Origin of the sequence: Saccharococcus sp. Marseille-Q5394 (assembly GCF_946901335.1) — a bacterium.
Taxonomy (GTDB): Bacteria; Bacillota; Bacilli; order Bacillales_A; family Planococcaceae; genus Sporosarcina; species Sporosarcina luteola_C.
The window spans coordinates 1,683,020-1,701,126 of sequence record NZ_CAMPPQ010000001.1; the positions used below are offsets into that span (position 1 = coordinate 1,683,020).

The 18,107-nt window shown below is 43.8% G+C and carries 7 protein-coding genes; all 7 read right to left on the bottom strand.

The annotated features are described in order from the left end of the window. Window positions 1-92 precede the first annotated feature (92 nt). Entirely contained in the window at window positions 93-1,523 is a 1,431-nt protein-coding gene (locus tag OC538_RS08140; protein ID WP_262174256.1) for a S8 family serine peptidase, read from the bottom strand. A 289-nt stretch (window positions 1,524-1,812) separates the two neighbouring features. After that, window positions 1,813-4,563: a phosphodiester glycosidase family protein gene (locus OC538_RS08145; RefSeq protein ID WP_262174258.1), complete on the bottom strand. Its 2,751-nt coding sequence runs from the start codon at window positions 4,561-4,563 to the stop codon at window positions 1,813-1,815. 322 nt (window positions 4,564-4,885) lie between these two features. Next, complete coding sequence (locus OC538_RS08150) at window positions 4,886-6,337, bottom strand: O-antigen ligase family protein (RefSeq protein ID WP_262174261.1); 1,452 nt, start codon at window positions 6,335-6,337, stop codon at window positions 4,886-4,888. 375 nt (window positions 6,338-6,712) lie between these two features. Next, a complete protein-coding gene (locus OC538_RS08155; RefSeq protein WP_262174264.1) occupies window positions 6,713-8,419 on the bottom strand; it encodes a DUF4855 domain-containing protein in 1,707 nt (568 codons plus the stop codon). 280 nt (window positions 8,420-8,699) lie between these two features. Continuing rightward, window positions 8,700-11,099 (bottom strand): S-layer homology domain-containing protein, encoded by a 2,400-nt coding sequence (locus OC538_RS08160; protein ID WP_262174266.1) that lies wholly within the window; start codon window positions 11,097-11,099, stop codon window positions 8,700-8,702. Between the two features lie 368 nt (window positions 11,100-11,467). Continuing rightward, the gene (locus tag OC538_RS08165) at window positions 11,468-12,913 is read right to left on the bottom strand and encodes an S-layer homology domain-containing protein (RefSeq protein WP_262174267.1); all 1,446 of its coding nucleotides are present in this window, start codon (window positions 12,911-12,913) and stop codon (window positions 11,468-11,470) included. A gap of 595 nt (window positions 12,914-13,508) precedes the next feature. Then, window positions 13,509-18,059, bottom strand: a complete 4,551-nt coding sequence (locus tag OC538_RS08170; RefSeq protein WP_262174268.1) for an endonuclease — start codon at window positions 18,057-18,059, stop codon at window positions 13,509-13,511. Window positions 18,060-18,107 lie beyond the last annotated feature (48 nt).

Below are 18,107 nucleotides of genomic sequence, written 5' to 3' on the forward strand. Positions count from 1 at the left end.
GCTATGACATGAACTATCAAATTAGGAAAACAGAAAAAGGCTACCCAATTCGTCGCTGTTGAACGACAAATCGGATAGCCTTTTCTATCTATTTACTTAGATCCCGTCACAAAATGCATTTCATACTTATACTTGTTCCCCGATAGGATTACGAGACGATACGCTGTGTTTGGACGATACTGTTCATTCGCCGAGACAATGATTTCCTTCTTGCCAGCTTGAGATGTCAGTTGAATGGGAATTTCACTACTTCCCATATAGACTTTCACATCAATGGTATCCCGTCCGGTGAGCAGTCGATTGAATGCGACAGTCCATTTTTTATTCAAAGGAACATCCTTGTATTCAGGCAGAGTGATGACATCTGATGAAGGAACCGGTACTTTTTTTAGTTCTTCTTTGACATTTGATACATTGTCCACGTCTATTGATGCAATATTGACAATGCCTTCTCCGTATTGAGGATCCCATCCGGCCGCTCCTCTGTCATCAACGTATTGCTTTAACAGTCTTTCGATTACAAGATTGGACCTGTTTGACCCCTCCAGTTTCAGCATTGCGGCGATGCCGCTCACATAGGGCGCTGCCATCGATGTGCCGCTAAGGTTTTTATAATTTCCCCCCGGAACACTTGAAACGATGTTAACGCCAGGAGCCGATACGTCGATTGCGGCGCCGGTATTGCTGAAGCTCGCAACGTTATCAGCTATGTCTGTCGCCGAAACGACAATCACTTTTTGATTGGATGCTGGAAAATAATTATCGGTACTTGCACTTTCATTGCCCGCAGCTACGATGACGAGGACGTTTTTGGAAAGAGCATAATTGATTGCATCCGCCAAATATTGCGAATACCCTTCGCCTGCGAAACTCATATTAATAATTGTAGCGCCATGGTCGACCGCAAATTGAATTCCTTTTGCCACATCGGAATCATAGCCGTTCCCTTGTTCGTCCATCACCCGGATCGGCATGATTTTCACATTCGCCGGGGTTGTCTCTGCGATGATTCCCGCTACATGTGTCCCATGAAAATGTACGTCCATCGGATCCGTATCGTTGGCGACGAAATCATATCCATCCACAATCCGACCCGCGAGAAACGGATGTGTGTAGTCGACGCCTGTGTCAATAACGGCAACAATTACGTTTCTTTTCGTTGCAGCAAGAGAAATTTTGAAGTTTTTTATTCCAACCCTTTCCGTTCCCCATGACGCCGCTTTTCCACTTGTCGGGTCTTCCAAAGCAATCGTCCGGATGAAATCAGGTTGCAACACTTCAACGTCTTGCGCACTGTATAAAACAGAAGATTTATTTGAAAGTCTTCCTTCGTTGAATTTTTCAAGGTCATTAAGCGAAATGCTTTCTACTGTTTCATCGCCTTTCTTGTCTACCAAGTTCACGATGACTCTATCAGTTTCTCCCGTGAAATTGGAAGAAGCAACAGCTATTTCCCCATTAACCGATGACCAAAATGCAATGCTAAGTACTAGAACAACAGCTATCAGGAAATTTTTTCTCATGTCATAACCTCTCTCTCGATGTCTTCCTCTTCCTTCTTTTTTATCGGTAATTGGAGGACTAGTTTAATATCTCTTTTTAATTAAAAACCAAAAAGCACTTACTCCTAAACGGAATAAGTGCATCGGGCAATGGGATGATATAAAAAGTCCGCGGAGAAGATTCTCCGCGGACCTTTCCCGCTCATCAACCAAAGCCACTTTGAAAAGTTACTTCTATAAGAGATTAAAGGAAAAACCCTACATGTACATCGTACCACAATTTTCTGCATTCTCATAGTCTAAAAATCTATTATTTTTTCGATAGTGTGCGGTGAAGGAAAACCGAGAAATCAGCCCTGCTGATGTTTTGGCCAGGCCCAAATTTCCCTCCGCCAATTCCTTGTGTAATATCGTTAGATGCCAAGGAATTGATAGCGTCTTTTGCGAAGCTGCCGTTAATGTCTGAGAAGTGATTTTGGTCACTCAATTGAAGATCGAATCCACGTTGTAGTATTGCTGCCATTTCAGCGCGCGTCAGTTTGCCGTTCGGGTCAAATTTCTTTCCGTTTTCCTTCCCTCGGATGGTGCCCATATTCGCGACTGCCGCCACTTCTTTATAGAATGTCATCGATGGTACCATGTCTTCGAAACCTGGATCCGTCACATTGTCGAGCGGCAGTTTAAGCGCTCTTGCCAGAAGGATTGCCGCTTGCTGCCTTGTCAACTCTTGATATGGTCCGAAGTTGCCGTCAGCGTAGCCTGCAATGACCCCTTCGTTAACGAGTGATGCGATTTCATTTTCCGCACGGAATGTGAGTCCTGTGTCTTTGAAAAGGCCTTCCTTGTAGCCTGTATTGAAGATCGCTTTCACATCATCAATCATGATGCTGCCTTTCGTTTTCAGGCTGTCTGTCGGTTGCGCAATATAGATTTGCTTAAGTGTAATGTTGCCAGTTGCGCCAGCCGGGATGGCAGCCGTCACGTAGTTCCAGCCTAGCCATTTCAGGCCGTTTTCAGGTGTGAAATCAATCGTGTATTCTTTGCCTTGCCCGTCTTGAATCCGGCCGCGCAGCCATGTGTTACTTGCATCGCCATATACGCGGGCGGAAAGCTTCACTGGTGTGCCTGCTAGACTCATAGGCGTTTTCGCGTCCACATATGCCGCAGACGTGCCTGTCGTCCCTGTGAAGTCGTACGTGAGCTTCAAAGCGCCTTTCCCTTCGAATGCAGGTTCTTTCGCGCTATTCATGGATATTGAAGCTTTTCCGTTCGTTGCTGAAGACGTCCAATTATCAAGGGATTCCATGTTATCTACACGGTAATATGCACCTGTGATCGCCACTGGGATTGTTACCGTTTTGCCGCCTAAAGTCGCCGTCACTGTCCCCTTGCCTTCTTTTGAAGCTGCTGTCAGTACACCTGAGGAAGTGATTGTTCCGATATTTGCGGAAGCACTCCACTTCACTAATGACGGGTCGAAGATGACTTCCCTGTTCTTGCTGTCATACGCCTTTACAGTCAATGTCCTCTTTTCGCCTGCCCGCACATCGATTGATGCACTTGAAGGCTTGACTGTATGGATGGATTCAACGACTTCAAACGGGATGGTCCCTGTCACGCCGTTGATTTGTGCAGTGATGGAGCCTGTCCCCGCTTTTTGAGCTGTGAACTCCTGACCATTCACTGAGATAAGCCCTTGCGGAGAGCTCAGCTTAAGGTCCGTTTTATTGAAAGTAACCGGGTTATAGTAATTATCCATCACATAATCTACCACAACGGAACCTTTCGTGCCTTTCAAATAGACGCCTGGCTTCGCTAATTTAGCCCCGACGGTAGCCGGCGTGCCTGCTGGTGCAGTTGATACTGCAAAAAGCGAAGTCGAGACGGAACGTTCCCTGCCGTCCGATGGTCTATTGAATAGGGACACATTGAAATCACCCGGCTTGCGGACTGCCATCGTCGTAGAACCGCCGCCGTCGAGATTAAGTGCCTGGTAAGCACCGATTGATACGAGGTATTCAGCAAATTCCTTTAGGCTTTGTCCTTGGCTGTAGCCGGATTGACGTCCGTCTACTGTCACCATGAATACTTTCGTGCCTGTCCTGTCAATTGCGATTGCCGTACGCGGTGCGCGTTCTCTTGCGCGGTCGCTATTCGGATCGATGCCGAGATGAACTCTGCCGTCCTTGACGAGTTCAGGTCCGGACGTCAGCATGAATGAAGAACCTTTCCACTTTTCATCAATGTTAGCGGTAATCGAGATTGTTTCCCCTACACCGATGTTGTCGATGGATGACATCGCTGCACCGTGTGCCGAAAGGACAAATCCATCTTTCGGGATCGTTGAAGCTTGTGGGTCGTTGCGCTCCCGCTTTTTCGTCACTACACCTGTTACCGTTTCACCGAAGTTAAGCGCCGTCCCGCCGGTGACTCCTTCAATGACGAGCTCGATACCTAGCGCATTCGTTTCAGTTGTCGATTTCGGATAGAGCGGTGTGTATAGGATCAGATTGTCTGTCGAGCGGTGCTTGTCCGTCGACGTAATCGGGTAATCTTGTCCATTATGGTTGAATGATAATCTTAAATTGTATGAATCTATCTTCCCTTTACCGGTACTGTCAATGCCGAAAGCTATTGGCTGATTGACGTATTGGTCCCTGCCGGACGCGATTATCCCGGCATTCATGAGCCTATCGCGGTAAGCGATCAAGTACATCGGCAAATAGCCTTGGTCGGACCCCCAGAAGAAGGAGCCATTAATTGCGCCCGCGACTTGCTGGCCGGGTGCTGTATAGGCGTTTGCCTGGCTCGTCGTCGATGCCAGTTTGTTAAGCGGCGTCGGGATGCCGACGTCGACTGTTGTGAATGGGTCATTCAGGTCGACGACTAACTGACGGAATGCTTGCGGGTTGCTCGCTACTGTTTTGTTCGTATATTCATATTGGACGCCTCCGGAAATCTTCGTGCTTCCTGGTGTCTCTCCATAGGCTAGAGTAGGTATTGATAAAAAAATCACAAGAAATAGGATACTAAGTTTCGACAAGTATGTATTCTTAAGCAATTATTCATTCCCCTTTGTAATTATTTGGTGTATGTCCATTATAATCTCAAACTCTTGCATTTCCATAGATTAGAGAACTTTTGATACTATTAGACTAGTTTGAGGGGAGATTGTCATGCATGCCGGTGTTTATGCGGGATTGGGTGCGTTTATGCGGGTTTGCGGCGAGTTATGCGCGTTTGGAGGGATTTATGAGCTTTTGAGCTGATTTATGCGTGTTTCAAAGATTTTATGCGTAATTAGAAGGGTTCCGGGGAAAGACTTATCAATCCATAGAAAAGCCCCGGTACTGGTAGCGTCCAGAACCGGGGCTTTTCTATTTTTATTGCAATTCTTCTTTTTTCTTTGAAGTATATGCGAGGAAGACTGCTGTCAAGATGTAGAAGTACATCGTGAACGTCTTGTCCTCCCAGATGTTATAGATGATGCCGCACCAGTAAACGCTGATGAGCATAGCCAACATCGGTATCGCTTTGTCGGATAGTTTGCGTCGCTTCCAGAACAGGACGAGCATCCCTAATAGGAAGACGGCGAATAGAAGGACCCCGACAACGCCCGTTTGGGTTATAACTTGGATGTACTGGTTGTCCGAGTAGATATTGAATTGGATATCATAATGGCTATAGTATGGCGATGAATATACTTTTGAAGCAGAATCGCCGAATGTGCCGAACCCTGTTCCAATTATCGGATACCTTTTGAAAATTTCGAGCCCTTTATAGACAATGAACAAACGTCCGGTCGTCTTACTCTTTTCGAATGTGTCCGACTGGAATGTCTCCTTGATACGCGACGATTCGATTGCGAAGGCAGGATCGGTTTCAGGCGTGCCTGTCCGTACAATTTCACTGACTTCAGTGTTCGCACTGATCCATTGCGCCAATTTTGTCACCGGCGTTGTTATAAGGAAGAATCCTAATGCAACGGCAAGTCCTGATTTCAGGACAAACTTCCAATTCCTTGTGAACAGGAAGTAGATGACGATCCCAATGATGAACGCAATCCACGTGCCCCGGCTATACGTTAGAATCCATGTCCCAGCAAGGACGACGAGGACGAGATTGAGCACCCATTGGAGCTTCGTTTTCGGCAGCAGCGTTTTCAGGTAATAAATTAGAATACCGGAAATCGTTAAATAGACGGCAAGCACATTCGGATTGTTGACAAGTCCATAAATTCGGCTAGCGTTATTCTTCGATAGCTGACGATTCACCCATTGCTCCGGCATGAGGAGGGAGCGGGCAGAAAGCTTTTCGACGAGCCCTTGAATGATCAGGACAACGGTGACGAATAAAGTGACTGTCAGGAAGTTCATAATATCCCGTTTCGTAATGTCCAGTCTTTTCACTGTATAGAGTAGAAGGAACATGATCACGAATGCACGGATCTGGAAAATAATCGCCGACAGGATGACATCGGATAGGAATGCCGATACGGTTCCCAGGATGATGAAGGCGATAAATGCCCATTCAAAGATCTCGAAACGGAAGATCGACTTCCAATCTTTCCTTGCGTCCCAAACGACTCGGAGGAAAGCGAAGACGATGATCAAATCGCCAACTAGTTTAAGTCCTGGGCTTACTTCGATCAGAAATGAACGAAGCGGGAAGTAGATGAGTAAAAACAGGATTGCTTGTTTCGGTCTGAACAATGCAGCAATCGCGATAAGGAGCGAAATGCCGTAAGCAATCATTGTATTGGGAATGACGAGCGCCACTGCGAGCAGAATTACTCCGACGATGGGCACTGCCAGTTCTTTGAGGTTGAGATTCATGGAATGACCCTTTCTATAGTTGTTTCACGTATTCGATTATACCACAGCACTAGGGCGTGTCAGTAGATTAATTTCCAATTAAGTTGACGTTATCAAATAGGAAAGGATTCATAGAAATTTGCCTATCGGATTTCCGCTTCGGGCGGACGCTTTCCGCGGGCGAGCGGCGAGCCAATCGAACAGCGAAGGGTTCGATTTGCCGTATTTCTGCGATCTTTGCAGAAATTAAGGCATCCTGCTCCCTTATGGTCGCAAAAGCCGTTCTTCGCAACGGCTTTCGCAGGAGTCGCCGCCCTTCGCTTCAATCCTCAGCAGCAAATCTCTTTCAATATAATTTAGGTTAATATGAAAAAGGAGCGGAAAACCGCCCGCTCCTTATTCTTTCACTGTTTTATTGAAAAATGTCTCTGTCAGCTGCTCATACCACCGTTTGTATATCGGGTGGTCGAAAGTTGCCATTCGTTCCACCATATTGGTCCCCTGGTAGAACATCATGCCTTTTTCGTCGAGCCCGTAGCGTTTTGCCATATCCATGTAGAGGTCGAATGCTTCGACGCCATGTTCCGCTTTGTCCATATGGTAGGAATCGATTTCAATCGTGATACCTGTACCGTAGACTTGTGCGTTCACGAATGCGCGGTGCAGACGCTCTTCTTTGTCCCGAATGGATGCCCTGAATGCATTCGGCTGGAGGAATGCGGCGTCGAAGCCGTAATCTTTCCATTTATAGAAGTTCGTCGAAGTGGCATGCGGCGAGTAGATGAAGAATTTGCCGTTCTTCTTCAAGATGCTTGAAATGGAAGAGATGATGACTTCATCATCGACCGTCCGCACAGTTTCACTCAACCAATAGAACCCTTTGAAATTCAAATTCTCGTACTTGCCGTTTTCAAAGCGTTGCATCACTTCTTTAACATACCAGCTTGCCAAATCATACCGTGCATAGACATCACTTCCGACTTCATCGCCATTCAAATCGATGATCGGTTCATTCCGTTTCGGATAGGGAATCGCGACGTAGACATCGACTTTTCGGTTCAATTGACCTGCAGCGGTGTCCAGGTTTTTAATGGCACCGGTAGAATCGAATGTCCTTTCTATGTACGTCTTCCAATCTTCGTAATTGGCTCGGTTCGTCGGTCCGTCTACGAATTGGTCGCTGTTTTCATTGTATCGAAGACCAAGGATAATAAATGTGTCGAACATATCCTGTTGAACACCGTTTTTCGGCTTCGATTTTAAGTAGTGCTTGAAAAACTCCGGTGTGAATTTCTCGATTTCCTTAAACCCGTTATAGATGAGGGCACCGCTATTCAAATTGGTCTTGTCCGCGGCTGCAATCTCTTGCGCATATTCGACGAATTTATTGCTTTGCGGGTGGACTGTCCCTTCCGGATAATAAAGTGCAAGTTCAATTGCGTCTTCGACATTCGGGATGACAGAGATAAGCTCACCGCCATTCCTCACTTCATATGCGACCGGCTTTTGGTACACCCTGTAAAGAAATGCGCTGAATTGGGCGCGCGTCACTTTTTCTTTCGGGCGGAATGAATCATCATTATACCCTGTCGTCACTTCTTCGTTTGCAATGGCGTCAATAAATCGGTAGTACGGATCCTCTATCGGAACATCCGTAAATGAGCTAGCGCCTTTTCCTTCATATTTATAGGCAGTAGCCAGCATTTTGGACATTTCGTCTCTTGTCAGCGGCTTGTCCGGATGGAAGTGTCCTTCATCAAGCGACAGCCAATCGTTTTCAAGCACAATCATGATCTCCTTGTAGCCCGGAGATGTGGGAATTAAATCCTCCACTGACGTCGGCTCGCCTTCCAGTGTATAGAGGTCAAGTGCCCTCGTCATCATAACGGCAGCATCTTTCCTCTTAATATCAAGGCCCGGTCTGAAGTTACCGTCTCCGAAGCCTCTGATGACTTTATGCTCTGCTGCAAATTCAATATCTTTGTATGCCCAATATTGATAAGAAACGTCCTTGAATGTAGCTGCCTGTGCAGTAGGCATTGCTAAAATGAACACGGACAAAATGACGATGATGATGCCCAGATGTTTACTTGATGATTTCATTCCACCTTCTCCTTCTGTTTGCAAGTTTGAGAGGAATATTTTAACTAAAAATTTTCCTCATCTTTTTCAGATGTTGTCTATCAGAAGTAAGGTGAAGAAACGAAACTTGTTTTCAAGCTGCCATCTTGCCCTTTATTCTGATACTTCTTTTACTAGAATACTATACTTGCTTGCTGTTTGGAAGGTTAGAAGGAATAATTTGGTGTTTTGTGTTTTTAGCGCAAAAAAACCTCCCGGATGAGGTTGTCACCCGGAAGGTATTTAATACGTTTTCACATAATTACTTTACGTTTACAGTTAGGTCTACAATAGAATCTAATTTAATTGTTTTAGTATTCTTACCATCTGCATCTTTAATATCTACAGAAGTCACGTAGATTTTTGTTGATCCGGCATCAGCTTTCTCAAGATTGCCCTCAGTTGTAACTTTCACCACTTCGCTGTTTGCAGTAGCACCTTTGACGTTTGCTACTGTATAGTTGCTAGCATCTTTCAACTCAGTGATCTTAGCGATAGCAGCCTCAAGTGTTTGGTCTGCAGCGATATTAAGTGTAGAAGAAGTGAACAAGATGGATGGTTCTACTGCTGTTGCAGTCGTGTCTACTACAGTGAATGTGTGAGTTTTAACAGTTACTCCACCAACTTTGACGTCGACAGTGTAGACATCTCCAACTTTCGCGCCTGCTTCAAGCGTGATTTTGTTATCCACAACAGTGTCAGCAGTTACATTTTTACCTTGAACGTTTTTCACAGTTACTACCGGCTTCTCTGCTTTGATCATCAATCCAGTGGCATCTACCGATAATACGTCAAGCTCCATAGAGTTTGCATTTGCGCCAGCGTTCAAGTCCAATGTAGACTCAAGACCACGTACGTCGTATCTAGCAAATACGCCAGGATTTTTAAGCTCAACAGCAAGCGTAGCTTTAACAGCTGATTGTCCTGTACCAACTATCACTTCAACAGTGCGGTTGCCGACTTTCGCATTTGCAACTGCAGCAACATTGAACTTCATGACGCCATCATTATTTGTTTTTGAAACTTTTGTGATGTCAAGAGCAGCTTTATCATTTTGTGCAACTTTTTCATTCACAGTAACCACTTGACCTTTAATCGGGTTTCCGAATTGGTCAAGAACTGTCGCTTGGACTTCCATTCCCGCTGTATCTTTTGTAGACAAAGCAAGTGAAGTTTGGTTAAGTGACAATGTATTCACAGCAGGCACTTCCCGAACTTCCATGCTAACTACTTCTTCGAATGCAACCTTATCGCCGTCTTTGACAGTGATCTTCACTTGTGCATTTCCTGTACCTAGGACTTGGACGTCTCCAGTATTTTTGTCAACTACAGCAACTTTTGGAGTTAGAGATTCAAATGCAACGTTCGGGTTCTCCAAAACTGCGCCGAATTGATCAACCACTTCAGTATAGAGCTTCGTTGTTTGATTAGCATATACGATTGTGTTGCGCTTGAACTTATCGTTTTTAAAATCAGCTTCAGTTGTAGAAACTGTCCAGTTTGCTAGTTTTGCAGGCGTTTTAGCTTCAGCTTTGATTGTTACAACTTTGCTTTCAGCTACTACATTACCATCTTTTTCAAAGACAGCTTTCACAGTAGTTGAAGTCCCTTTAGCAAGTGTGATTTTGCCATTTGTAATTGCTGCATTAGAAACAAATTTCACTTGGTTTTTAAATTGTGCAGTGACATCTGTACCTTTATTGTCAACCAACTTGAAAGCAATTTCCGTCGGTGCGTCTGCAAGGATTGTTTGATCTTCCATTAAGATGTTTTCAACGCTCAATGAGCCGACTACAAGTTCTCCGTTGAGCTTAGTTGTTCCAGAAGTGACCTCAACAGCGTATGTTCCGTTTGCAACTACCGGCTCATAGAATGTAATTTCTGCTGACTTCTTATCTTCAGATAGAGTAACAGATTTTACAACTTGGTTAGTATTCGTAGCATTATTCTTCACTTTGACATCTGCAGCTTTCAAAGAAGCTAGTTTCGTATTGAACGAAACTGTTGCCGTCGTTGGGTTAGTTGCAGAAATAGAAACGATTTCAGGTACTGTTACCGTTTCTTCAAGAGTTTCAGCACGGAACATGAACAATGCAAACTCACCGCGAGTTAAATTAGCTTCCGGTGCGAAAGTTGTTTCAGTTTTTCCTAATGTAATGCCGTTATCTTTAAGGGCAGAAACATAACCGATCCAATTGGAGTTGACGTCTTTGAAACCAGCTGTCGTTTCAGCTGTAAGATCATATGCGTTCACAAGCATCTTCGCCATCTCTTGACGAGTGATGTTTTGATCAGGAGCGAAAGATTCTTTCGTTTTACCGGAAGCGATACCTTCCGCTACGATGGCATTAACCGCGCCTTTGACACGATTATTCAAATCTTTGAATCCTTGATCTTTAGCTGTTTCTGTATTCAATCCAAGGGCTCTTGCAATGAAAACAGCTGCGTCGCCACGTTTGATATTTTGAGTAGTACCAAATTCAGTTGAAGTCACACCGTTTGTAATATTATGAGCTAGTAGATAATCTACTGCTTCTTTATAGTTCGAATTCACATCTGTAAAATTAGTTGGTGCAGCGGCCATAGCAGCAGGAATAATAGCGGATGCAACAAATGCTGCAGTAGCTGAAGTTGCGACAATCTTTTTGTAGTTAGATTTCATAGTGTAGGTTTCCTCCTAGTTGTATCTCCCTCCAATATAGTAAACTTGGAGAGGAATATAGTTTCATACTACCAACATTATCCGGTAAAGTCTAATATAAAACATTGGATTAATGTCCACAATATAACAAAATTTTTTAGCCATTCTATTATACCTATATCATTAATACGCATAAAGACAGTCATTTAGCAGTTATCCGTGGTAGAATATAGTTACATACTATTTTTCTATTTAAATGTTTTGTAATTAGAAGAATATATTATTCTATGTAATGTAAACATAAAATGATAGATATGTAAATATAATAATATCGTGGTAATTAATGTGAAAAGAAGCCGATCACTTAAGCATGATCGGCTTCTTCATTTTCAGTTAATATAAGGCGCTGCAATAAAGCCTGTTTTCACTTTTCCATTTTGGTTGGTCTTTACCGGGTACCAGATGTATTGATTAGGAGACTTAGGATCCATATCGTAGACTGGACCTCCAATGATTGTCAATGCATCCTCCGTTGTCAATGTCATGATTAAATCACTTCCGGAACTTGGCTTGGATCGTAATCCCTTTCCAGTGTACTGGACGACGGAGTCTTCCTTCAACAGTTCAACCGACATTGTGTTGGAGCCGGTCATTGTGAAGGCTTTCTTATTGAATTGAATATTGTCGGTTGTTGTTCCGTCGTATTTGAAATCGGCAATTGTCATGACGATCGATCCAATATTCGGATTGACGAAGCCGTTACTGATTTTGCTGTATACTTTTTCCTGGTAGGCGTTCAGGTTTCTATCCCCAGTCGCTTGGTAAAAAGGACTATTCATCGGCTTAGTGCCGTTATAGGCCATAACCGCGAAGTACCAGTGTTCAAGGACATGACGGTTGTTTGTGCCGATGTTCGGAAGATCAGTGCGTTTGAAATTATCCGCAAGGACTTTCACACCAGCTTCAATATTGTACTCAATGTCATATTTGAGACGTGCGGTGTCAAATTCGGTTCTGTTCGTAATTTGCATAAGACCGATTCCGTTGTCTGAACTGATGAGTGGTTCACCGTTACTCAGATAATGTTTCCAGCCGCTTTCCACTTCGACGATAGCCTTTGCTAATTCAGGTGGAACATCTGCTTTTCTTGCCGCTTTCGTCACGAGGCAATTTAGCGTCTGACGATCTGGGTTCACTCGGCTTGCCGAATCATATCCGCAGGATTTAACGCTCAGGCGCAGCTGCTCGTTGGTAGCACGTGCCAGGAATGCAGAAAATTGCGCGCGTGTTACCGGCTGATTCGGGTTGAATGTCGTTTCCGAATAGCCTTGTGTGATCCCAGCCGCGATGATCTTCGGTATATAAGCGTAGCCCGCAGAACTTACGGGCACATCTGTGAAGGTCATAGGCTCCTCTTCACTTAAACCGAAAGCACGGGTCAGGAATATCGCCATTTCCCCTCTAGTAACTTTATTATCCGGCTTGAATGTGCCATCGGTATATCCTTGAATGATCCCTTTATCAGTAGCCGATTGGATCGCGCCTGATGCGAAGCTTTGACTACTGACGTCCGAGAAAAGAGTTGTCCTTTTTTCGGTCGGCAAGTTTTTCACTCTGGCAATCATGACCGCCGCTTCCGCCCGTGAAACCGCATCATTCGGTGCAAAACGGTTTGCATCCTTCCCTTTAATGACACCCTGGTTCGCTAAGTAGTTGATATGCTCATAGAATTGATACGTATTGCTCACATCCGAAAAACCTGAAGCACTTGCAGTTCCAACGCTGCCAGTGATGAAAAGCATTACGACTGCTAGAAATGTAATTATTTTTTTCAATCCGATTCCCCCTCCTTACTATTAGACTACTATAAGATAGGTTGATTTGAAAGGTAAAATCCGGAAAAATTCTGTTGGTTTAGGATTTAATGAAGGGTCTGTAAATAGCAGGTGTCTGCCCCGTTTATTTTATAAAGCGTTCGGTTGATTTTGAGCGGAATGCGGGGCAGGCAACCAAAAGGAAAAACCCTCCAACTAATAAGACGAGTTGGAGGATTCATTAGTTTCATAATTTTGCTGATTCCTAAAAGGAATATAAAAACTCACCTATCGTGTACACACATAACATGAAAGGGTGGATGTTAAATGTAATGGGACCCGGGTGTTTGTGTTTCCGCACAATCACCCTGGTACTCTTCTGAAAGCTGGAACCTTCAGTCGAGTTATTAAATATAATTTATCACATGAGCTCAAATAGGTCAATTATATTTTCTGTTTATTTCAATTATTAATTCACAAGGTCTCTTCTTAATTAATTTCAATCTAGCAATTCTAATAAATCCAACGCAAGGTTGAGAATTACTGCCGCTAATGCTCGTGCTGTCTTATTTTTCGGTAGGTCTTCGACAACTCTAAAAGTGACCGCCCTAACAAATTAAGAAGCTAATTTCACGTAAGAAGAGCCTTGTACTTTCCAAATAAGCGTTACCCACTCCGGATGATCAATGAAAGGATTACGGTTACCTTGCAGTTCATAAATTAAGTTATTTCGCTTAACTTCAATGTCATCTACAGGATCAAATACATGCCATTCGAGAAGGACAGATAGTTTTCCGTGGTATGGTTTTTTTCCGTTTCCATTATTCAAAAGTTCATTCAGCTCTAAATCGACTCTGTCGCCTTTTTCATAGCGGGTTGCCATATAGAATAGCATTCTAGCAACGTCACCTTTAACATTGTTTGGTGGCTCCCATGAATTCGATGTGCGTTTACATCCATCACACCCGTTTACAGGACTGCCACCGTTGTCAAAATCCAAATTTCCTCGTGCGCTATTCACTTGGACATCAGTCGGACGTAAATGATGGATATCAGTACCTGGTCCCTTTGATGTTCCGAAATCTCCATGTGATTGTGCCCAAACGTGCTCCCGGTTCCAGTTGCCGACATTGCCGCCGTTTGCACTTTTGGCACGTGATTTTCCAGAATAGAAAAGGATTACGTTATTTTTGTTATTCGGATCTTCATCTGTCAGTTTTAGTGCATCCCATACTTGAGTATATGATAGTTGTGTATGGTCGCTAATGATTTCATGAAGTGCATCCTTTAATGCTTGCCCTTCTTTTCCGTGAGCGCCCTTATAATAATCGTCTCCCGGAACAGCCTCAGCTTTGACTGTCACAGTGAAACTAGCTGTTACGTTTTTCTGACCATCACTCGCTGTAACACCAACGATATGTGTTCCTTCACTTAATGCTAGAGTCAGTGTCGAACCGTTGACTGTACCTTTTGTAGCTGTATAAGTAAGGGTATCACCGTCTGGATCTGAAAAATGGTCGGAAAGCGAAATTGTGATCGATTCACCAACGTTAACCGTTTTGTTCGCTATTGCCTTTCTGAATACAGGAGCTTTGTTCTCAGGAGAGAAAGGAGGAACCCCAATGGGCTCCCCTTTCGAATTGTAGAACTTGATATTTTCTTTAATTGCACCGTTAATGAATTCGAATTCCTGAATGTTTTCAGCACCTCGAACTTCCGATACGTTTGTTCCATCAATAATCAGTTTTACTGCTTTGATGCCTTTGAAGTCGACGATGCCATTCGCTTCAGCAGGTTTTACAGTGACATTTGTCGTTTCAACCCCTTTGCCGTGGAACTCAGCGTAAGCACCTGTGAATAGGACGCCATTCGTAATGACTGACGTTTCATCAATCGTAACTGACACGCTTGGCTTGCCGATCTTCAATGTTTTCGTTTTGAAGCCTTTGAAATCGTATTTTTGCTCAGCTTCCATCGGTGCAGGTACTTCTGATTTGGCGAAATCAATTTGTACCATTACTGGATCATGGTCACTTGCGCGGCCAGCCATATCTGTGAAATCTGCGTTAATATGAAGAATGTCGATTTCAGTTTTATTGACAAGCTCATTCGTTACAAGGATATGATCCAATACTTGAGAGTTCCCTTGGTACACATACGAATATCGATCTGTTTTTTCCACGTGGTTAATCATGTTTGTCATATGATCGCCCTCATGGATTTTCAATGCGTCTGTAAATTGGAAATCATTGAAGTCACCAGCTGATACGATGTGCGCTTCAGAGTTTTTCGTTTTCACATCTGTAACGAAACCAGCTACGATTTTCGCAATTTCCTTACGTTGTGCTTCACTGCCATAAACAGGAGGTTGTTTCTGCCCGAATAGTGGTGTATCTCCTGTTTTGGAGTTCCAGTGATTCGCGATTACGATGACACTTTCACCTTGGAAATCAAACTGTGCTGCCAATGGCTTACGGCTGCTATTGAATGCTTTGTTATTCGGATCAATTCTACCAGGGTTATGCGTCAATTTGCCGTTTTCATAGCCGACAGCGGTTGTTGCATTTCCATGGGGAATTCCTTGTGTCAATGTTACACGTTCAGGGTTGTACAAGAATCCGACGCGGATATTTGCACCTGGTTGTCCACCGTCCTGATTATTGACAGGGTCGATATTCATATATTTGTATGTTACTCCACCAGCATCTTCAATCGCTTTAATCAATCTTTCATAGCTTTGATTCGCTTTTGAATCGCCTGCGTCCGGTCCATTATTGTCTTGAACTTCAGTGACACCTATGATATCCGGATTTTGCATATCGTCAGCAAACGCGCGCGCTAGTTTCCTTGCCTTGTCATTTGTAGTTGTTTTCGTGTTGTTTGAGAAGTTCTCCAAGTTATAAGAAGCGATTGTCAACTTGTCATCATCTTTAACGATTGTTGTTTTTTCAGGTGTTGCTTCTCCTTTTGAATGAGCCGCTTTCATATCATTGAGGGCAGTAAAGATTTTATAGTTTTGGAATGAGTAACCGACAACTCCTGTAATCGGCCCTTCGAATTTATCTCCAGTCGCTACTTCGAATTCTCTCGCTGCTCCATTTGGCTCCAAACGGAATTGAATGCGATTCGCATTTGCATTGTCCTTTTCCAACAGCAATCCACCATGCAATGTGTTTGTTGGAGCATTTTCCAATACCGTTACGATATCGCCATGTTCTTGCGGTGCAACAGCTTTGACATTACCTACTTTAACAAGCATCCCTTCGATACTTTCCCAGAAATCAATTGCATCGACTTCAGGATTGAAGATCGCCAAACGATCGCTGTCGATATGCTCAGTCGGTAAATTATCTTCATTGATGACGATTGGAGTTGGCAACCCAACGTTTTTCTCAACCAAAGCCACGTTGCCGCCTTGGTCATCCCGCACATTGATCTGTGTTACTTTCAAATCAGTCTGTTGGCGATCGTCATAGCCATCTATTGCATATTCACTTACTTTCCCTTTAACAGAAACTAAGTCACCAATTTGGAATGGCCATGCTTTATTGCCACTGTACAAAACAATTGCTTCTGACGTATTCGGATCATTGTCAGCAAGTGCATCAGGTGTTTGGATATGGTAATAGTTTGAACCATTTAACACGTAGTGATAGGTTACGATTCCTTCTATTCCCTCAACATTTTGTCCGTCAAATGTTGATGTGTGGCCAGCGCCTTGAAGATGATGGATACGCAGTGCCTCTGTAATCGTATAGTTGAATGTCGTGACATCGCTAAATTCTCCAGCTGTTGTTTTCACGACTGCCTTTAACGTTGTGTCTTCTGTAATATCGATTGGAGTTGCATACGTTGCACCATTCTCAATTGGATCTGAGTTATCAAAAGTGTATAGAATACTAGCATCGATTGTGCTTGTCGTTAACGTTACCTTTGTTCCGCCAACGAACGTTCCGCTTCCTGGTGTCGCAACTACCGGATGGATAGCTGTGCTATCCAAAATGATGTCATGCGCAAAACGTGGGATCACTTGGTATGTGGAATCGAACTGTTGAACAATCCCAATAATTGAATCGTATTTGTTGCCCACTTGTAAGCCAAGTGTATTTGTTTCGTCACGAACAACAAATTCAGTTGTCCCATCGGTAACGGTATAGTTAGCCCATCCGCCGCCATCCTCGACTTCGAGTATTGTAATATTTTCGGTTCTGACAAGAATGGATTCATTTTCTTCAGCAACATCGGCTCCTGTAATGACTTTAGGTGCTGGCTCACCGACAGTTTCCGGTTGTCCGACTACCGTTGCACCATCCAATTGTAGGAGACTGCGGAAGTCAGCTGTCTTACCGGTTAACATTACTTTGTCACCAATTTTAATATTCAAGCTTGTTGGTCTTACCGCAATTCCATCAGTTGCATCTTGAATGGAAATTGTGTTTTTCAAGTTTGCAGCGACTACCCCTTGAACCGTAACAGTTGCACCTGGTGCCATTGCACGAACATCAGCAATTGTCGAAACTACAGGTTCACCTGGATCGCCTGGATCGCCTGGATCGCCTGGGTCACCCGGGTCTCCAGTCCCCATTTCATGGCTTCCGAGATGTTCGAATGTATCAATCGAATACGTTGTCCACTCATCCGCAGTGTTATATTCGTCATCAACATTTGTATCGCCTGACAAAACTGAATTTTTTCGAACAAGCGTTTTGTCTAGACCCCAGTTAATTCTTTGCCCTACTTGGCCAAATGAATCGACGACTGCATTGCCCTTTTTCAAGACGATTGCGTCATCTCCGTTAAAGGCCATTATGCTTGAGTTTGGCAAATCAGCCAATGCTTTTAAAGTTGCATTTGCACTGCTATGCACAATAACATAGGTCTTACCATGTTTTAATTCGCCTGACAGATTCAATCTTGTTTGTGTCGTCTTGCCGCCATTCGAGTAAAGCTCGATTGTATATTGGCCAAGGTCGATGTTTGCGCCGGTTCCGTTATATAACTCAAGCACTTTGTTATTGCTACTGCCTTCAACATATTCGGATATAATCAGATCCGTTGCATACTCGGCCGCCACAGCGTTGACCGGCATTGCGGGAACAACTACTCCCGCAACTAAACCGGCCGACAACATGATATTTACGGACTTTTTCCAATTCCCTCTCGACATTCGATAAATCCCCCTTCAGGATTTTGAAGTTTTAGTTTCTGAATATTA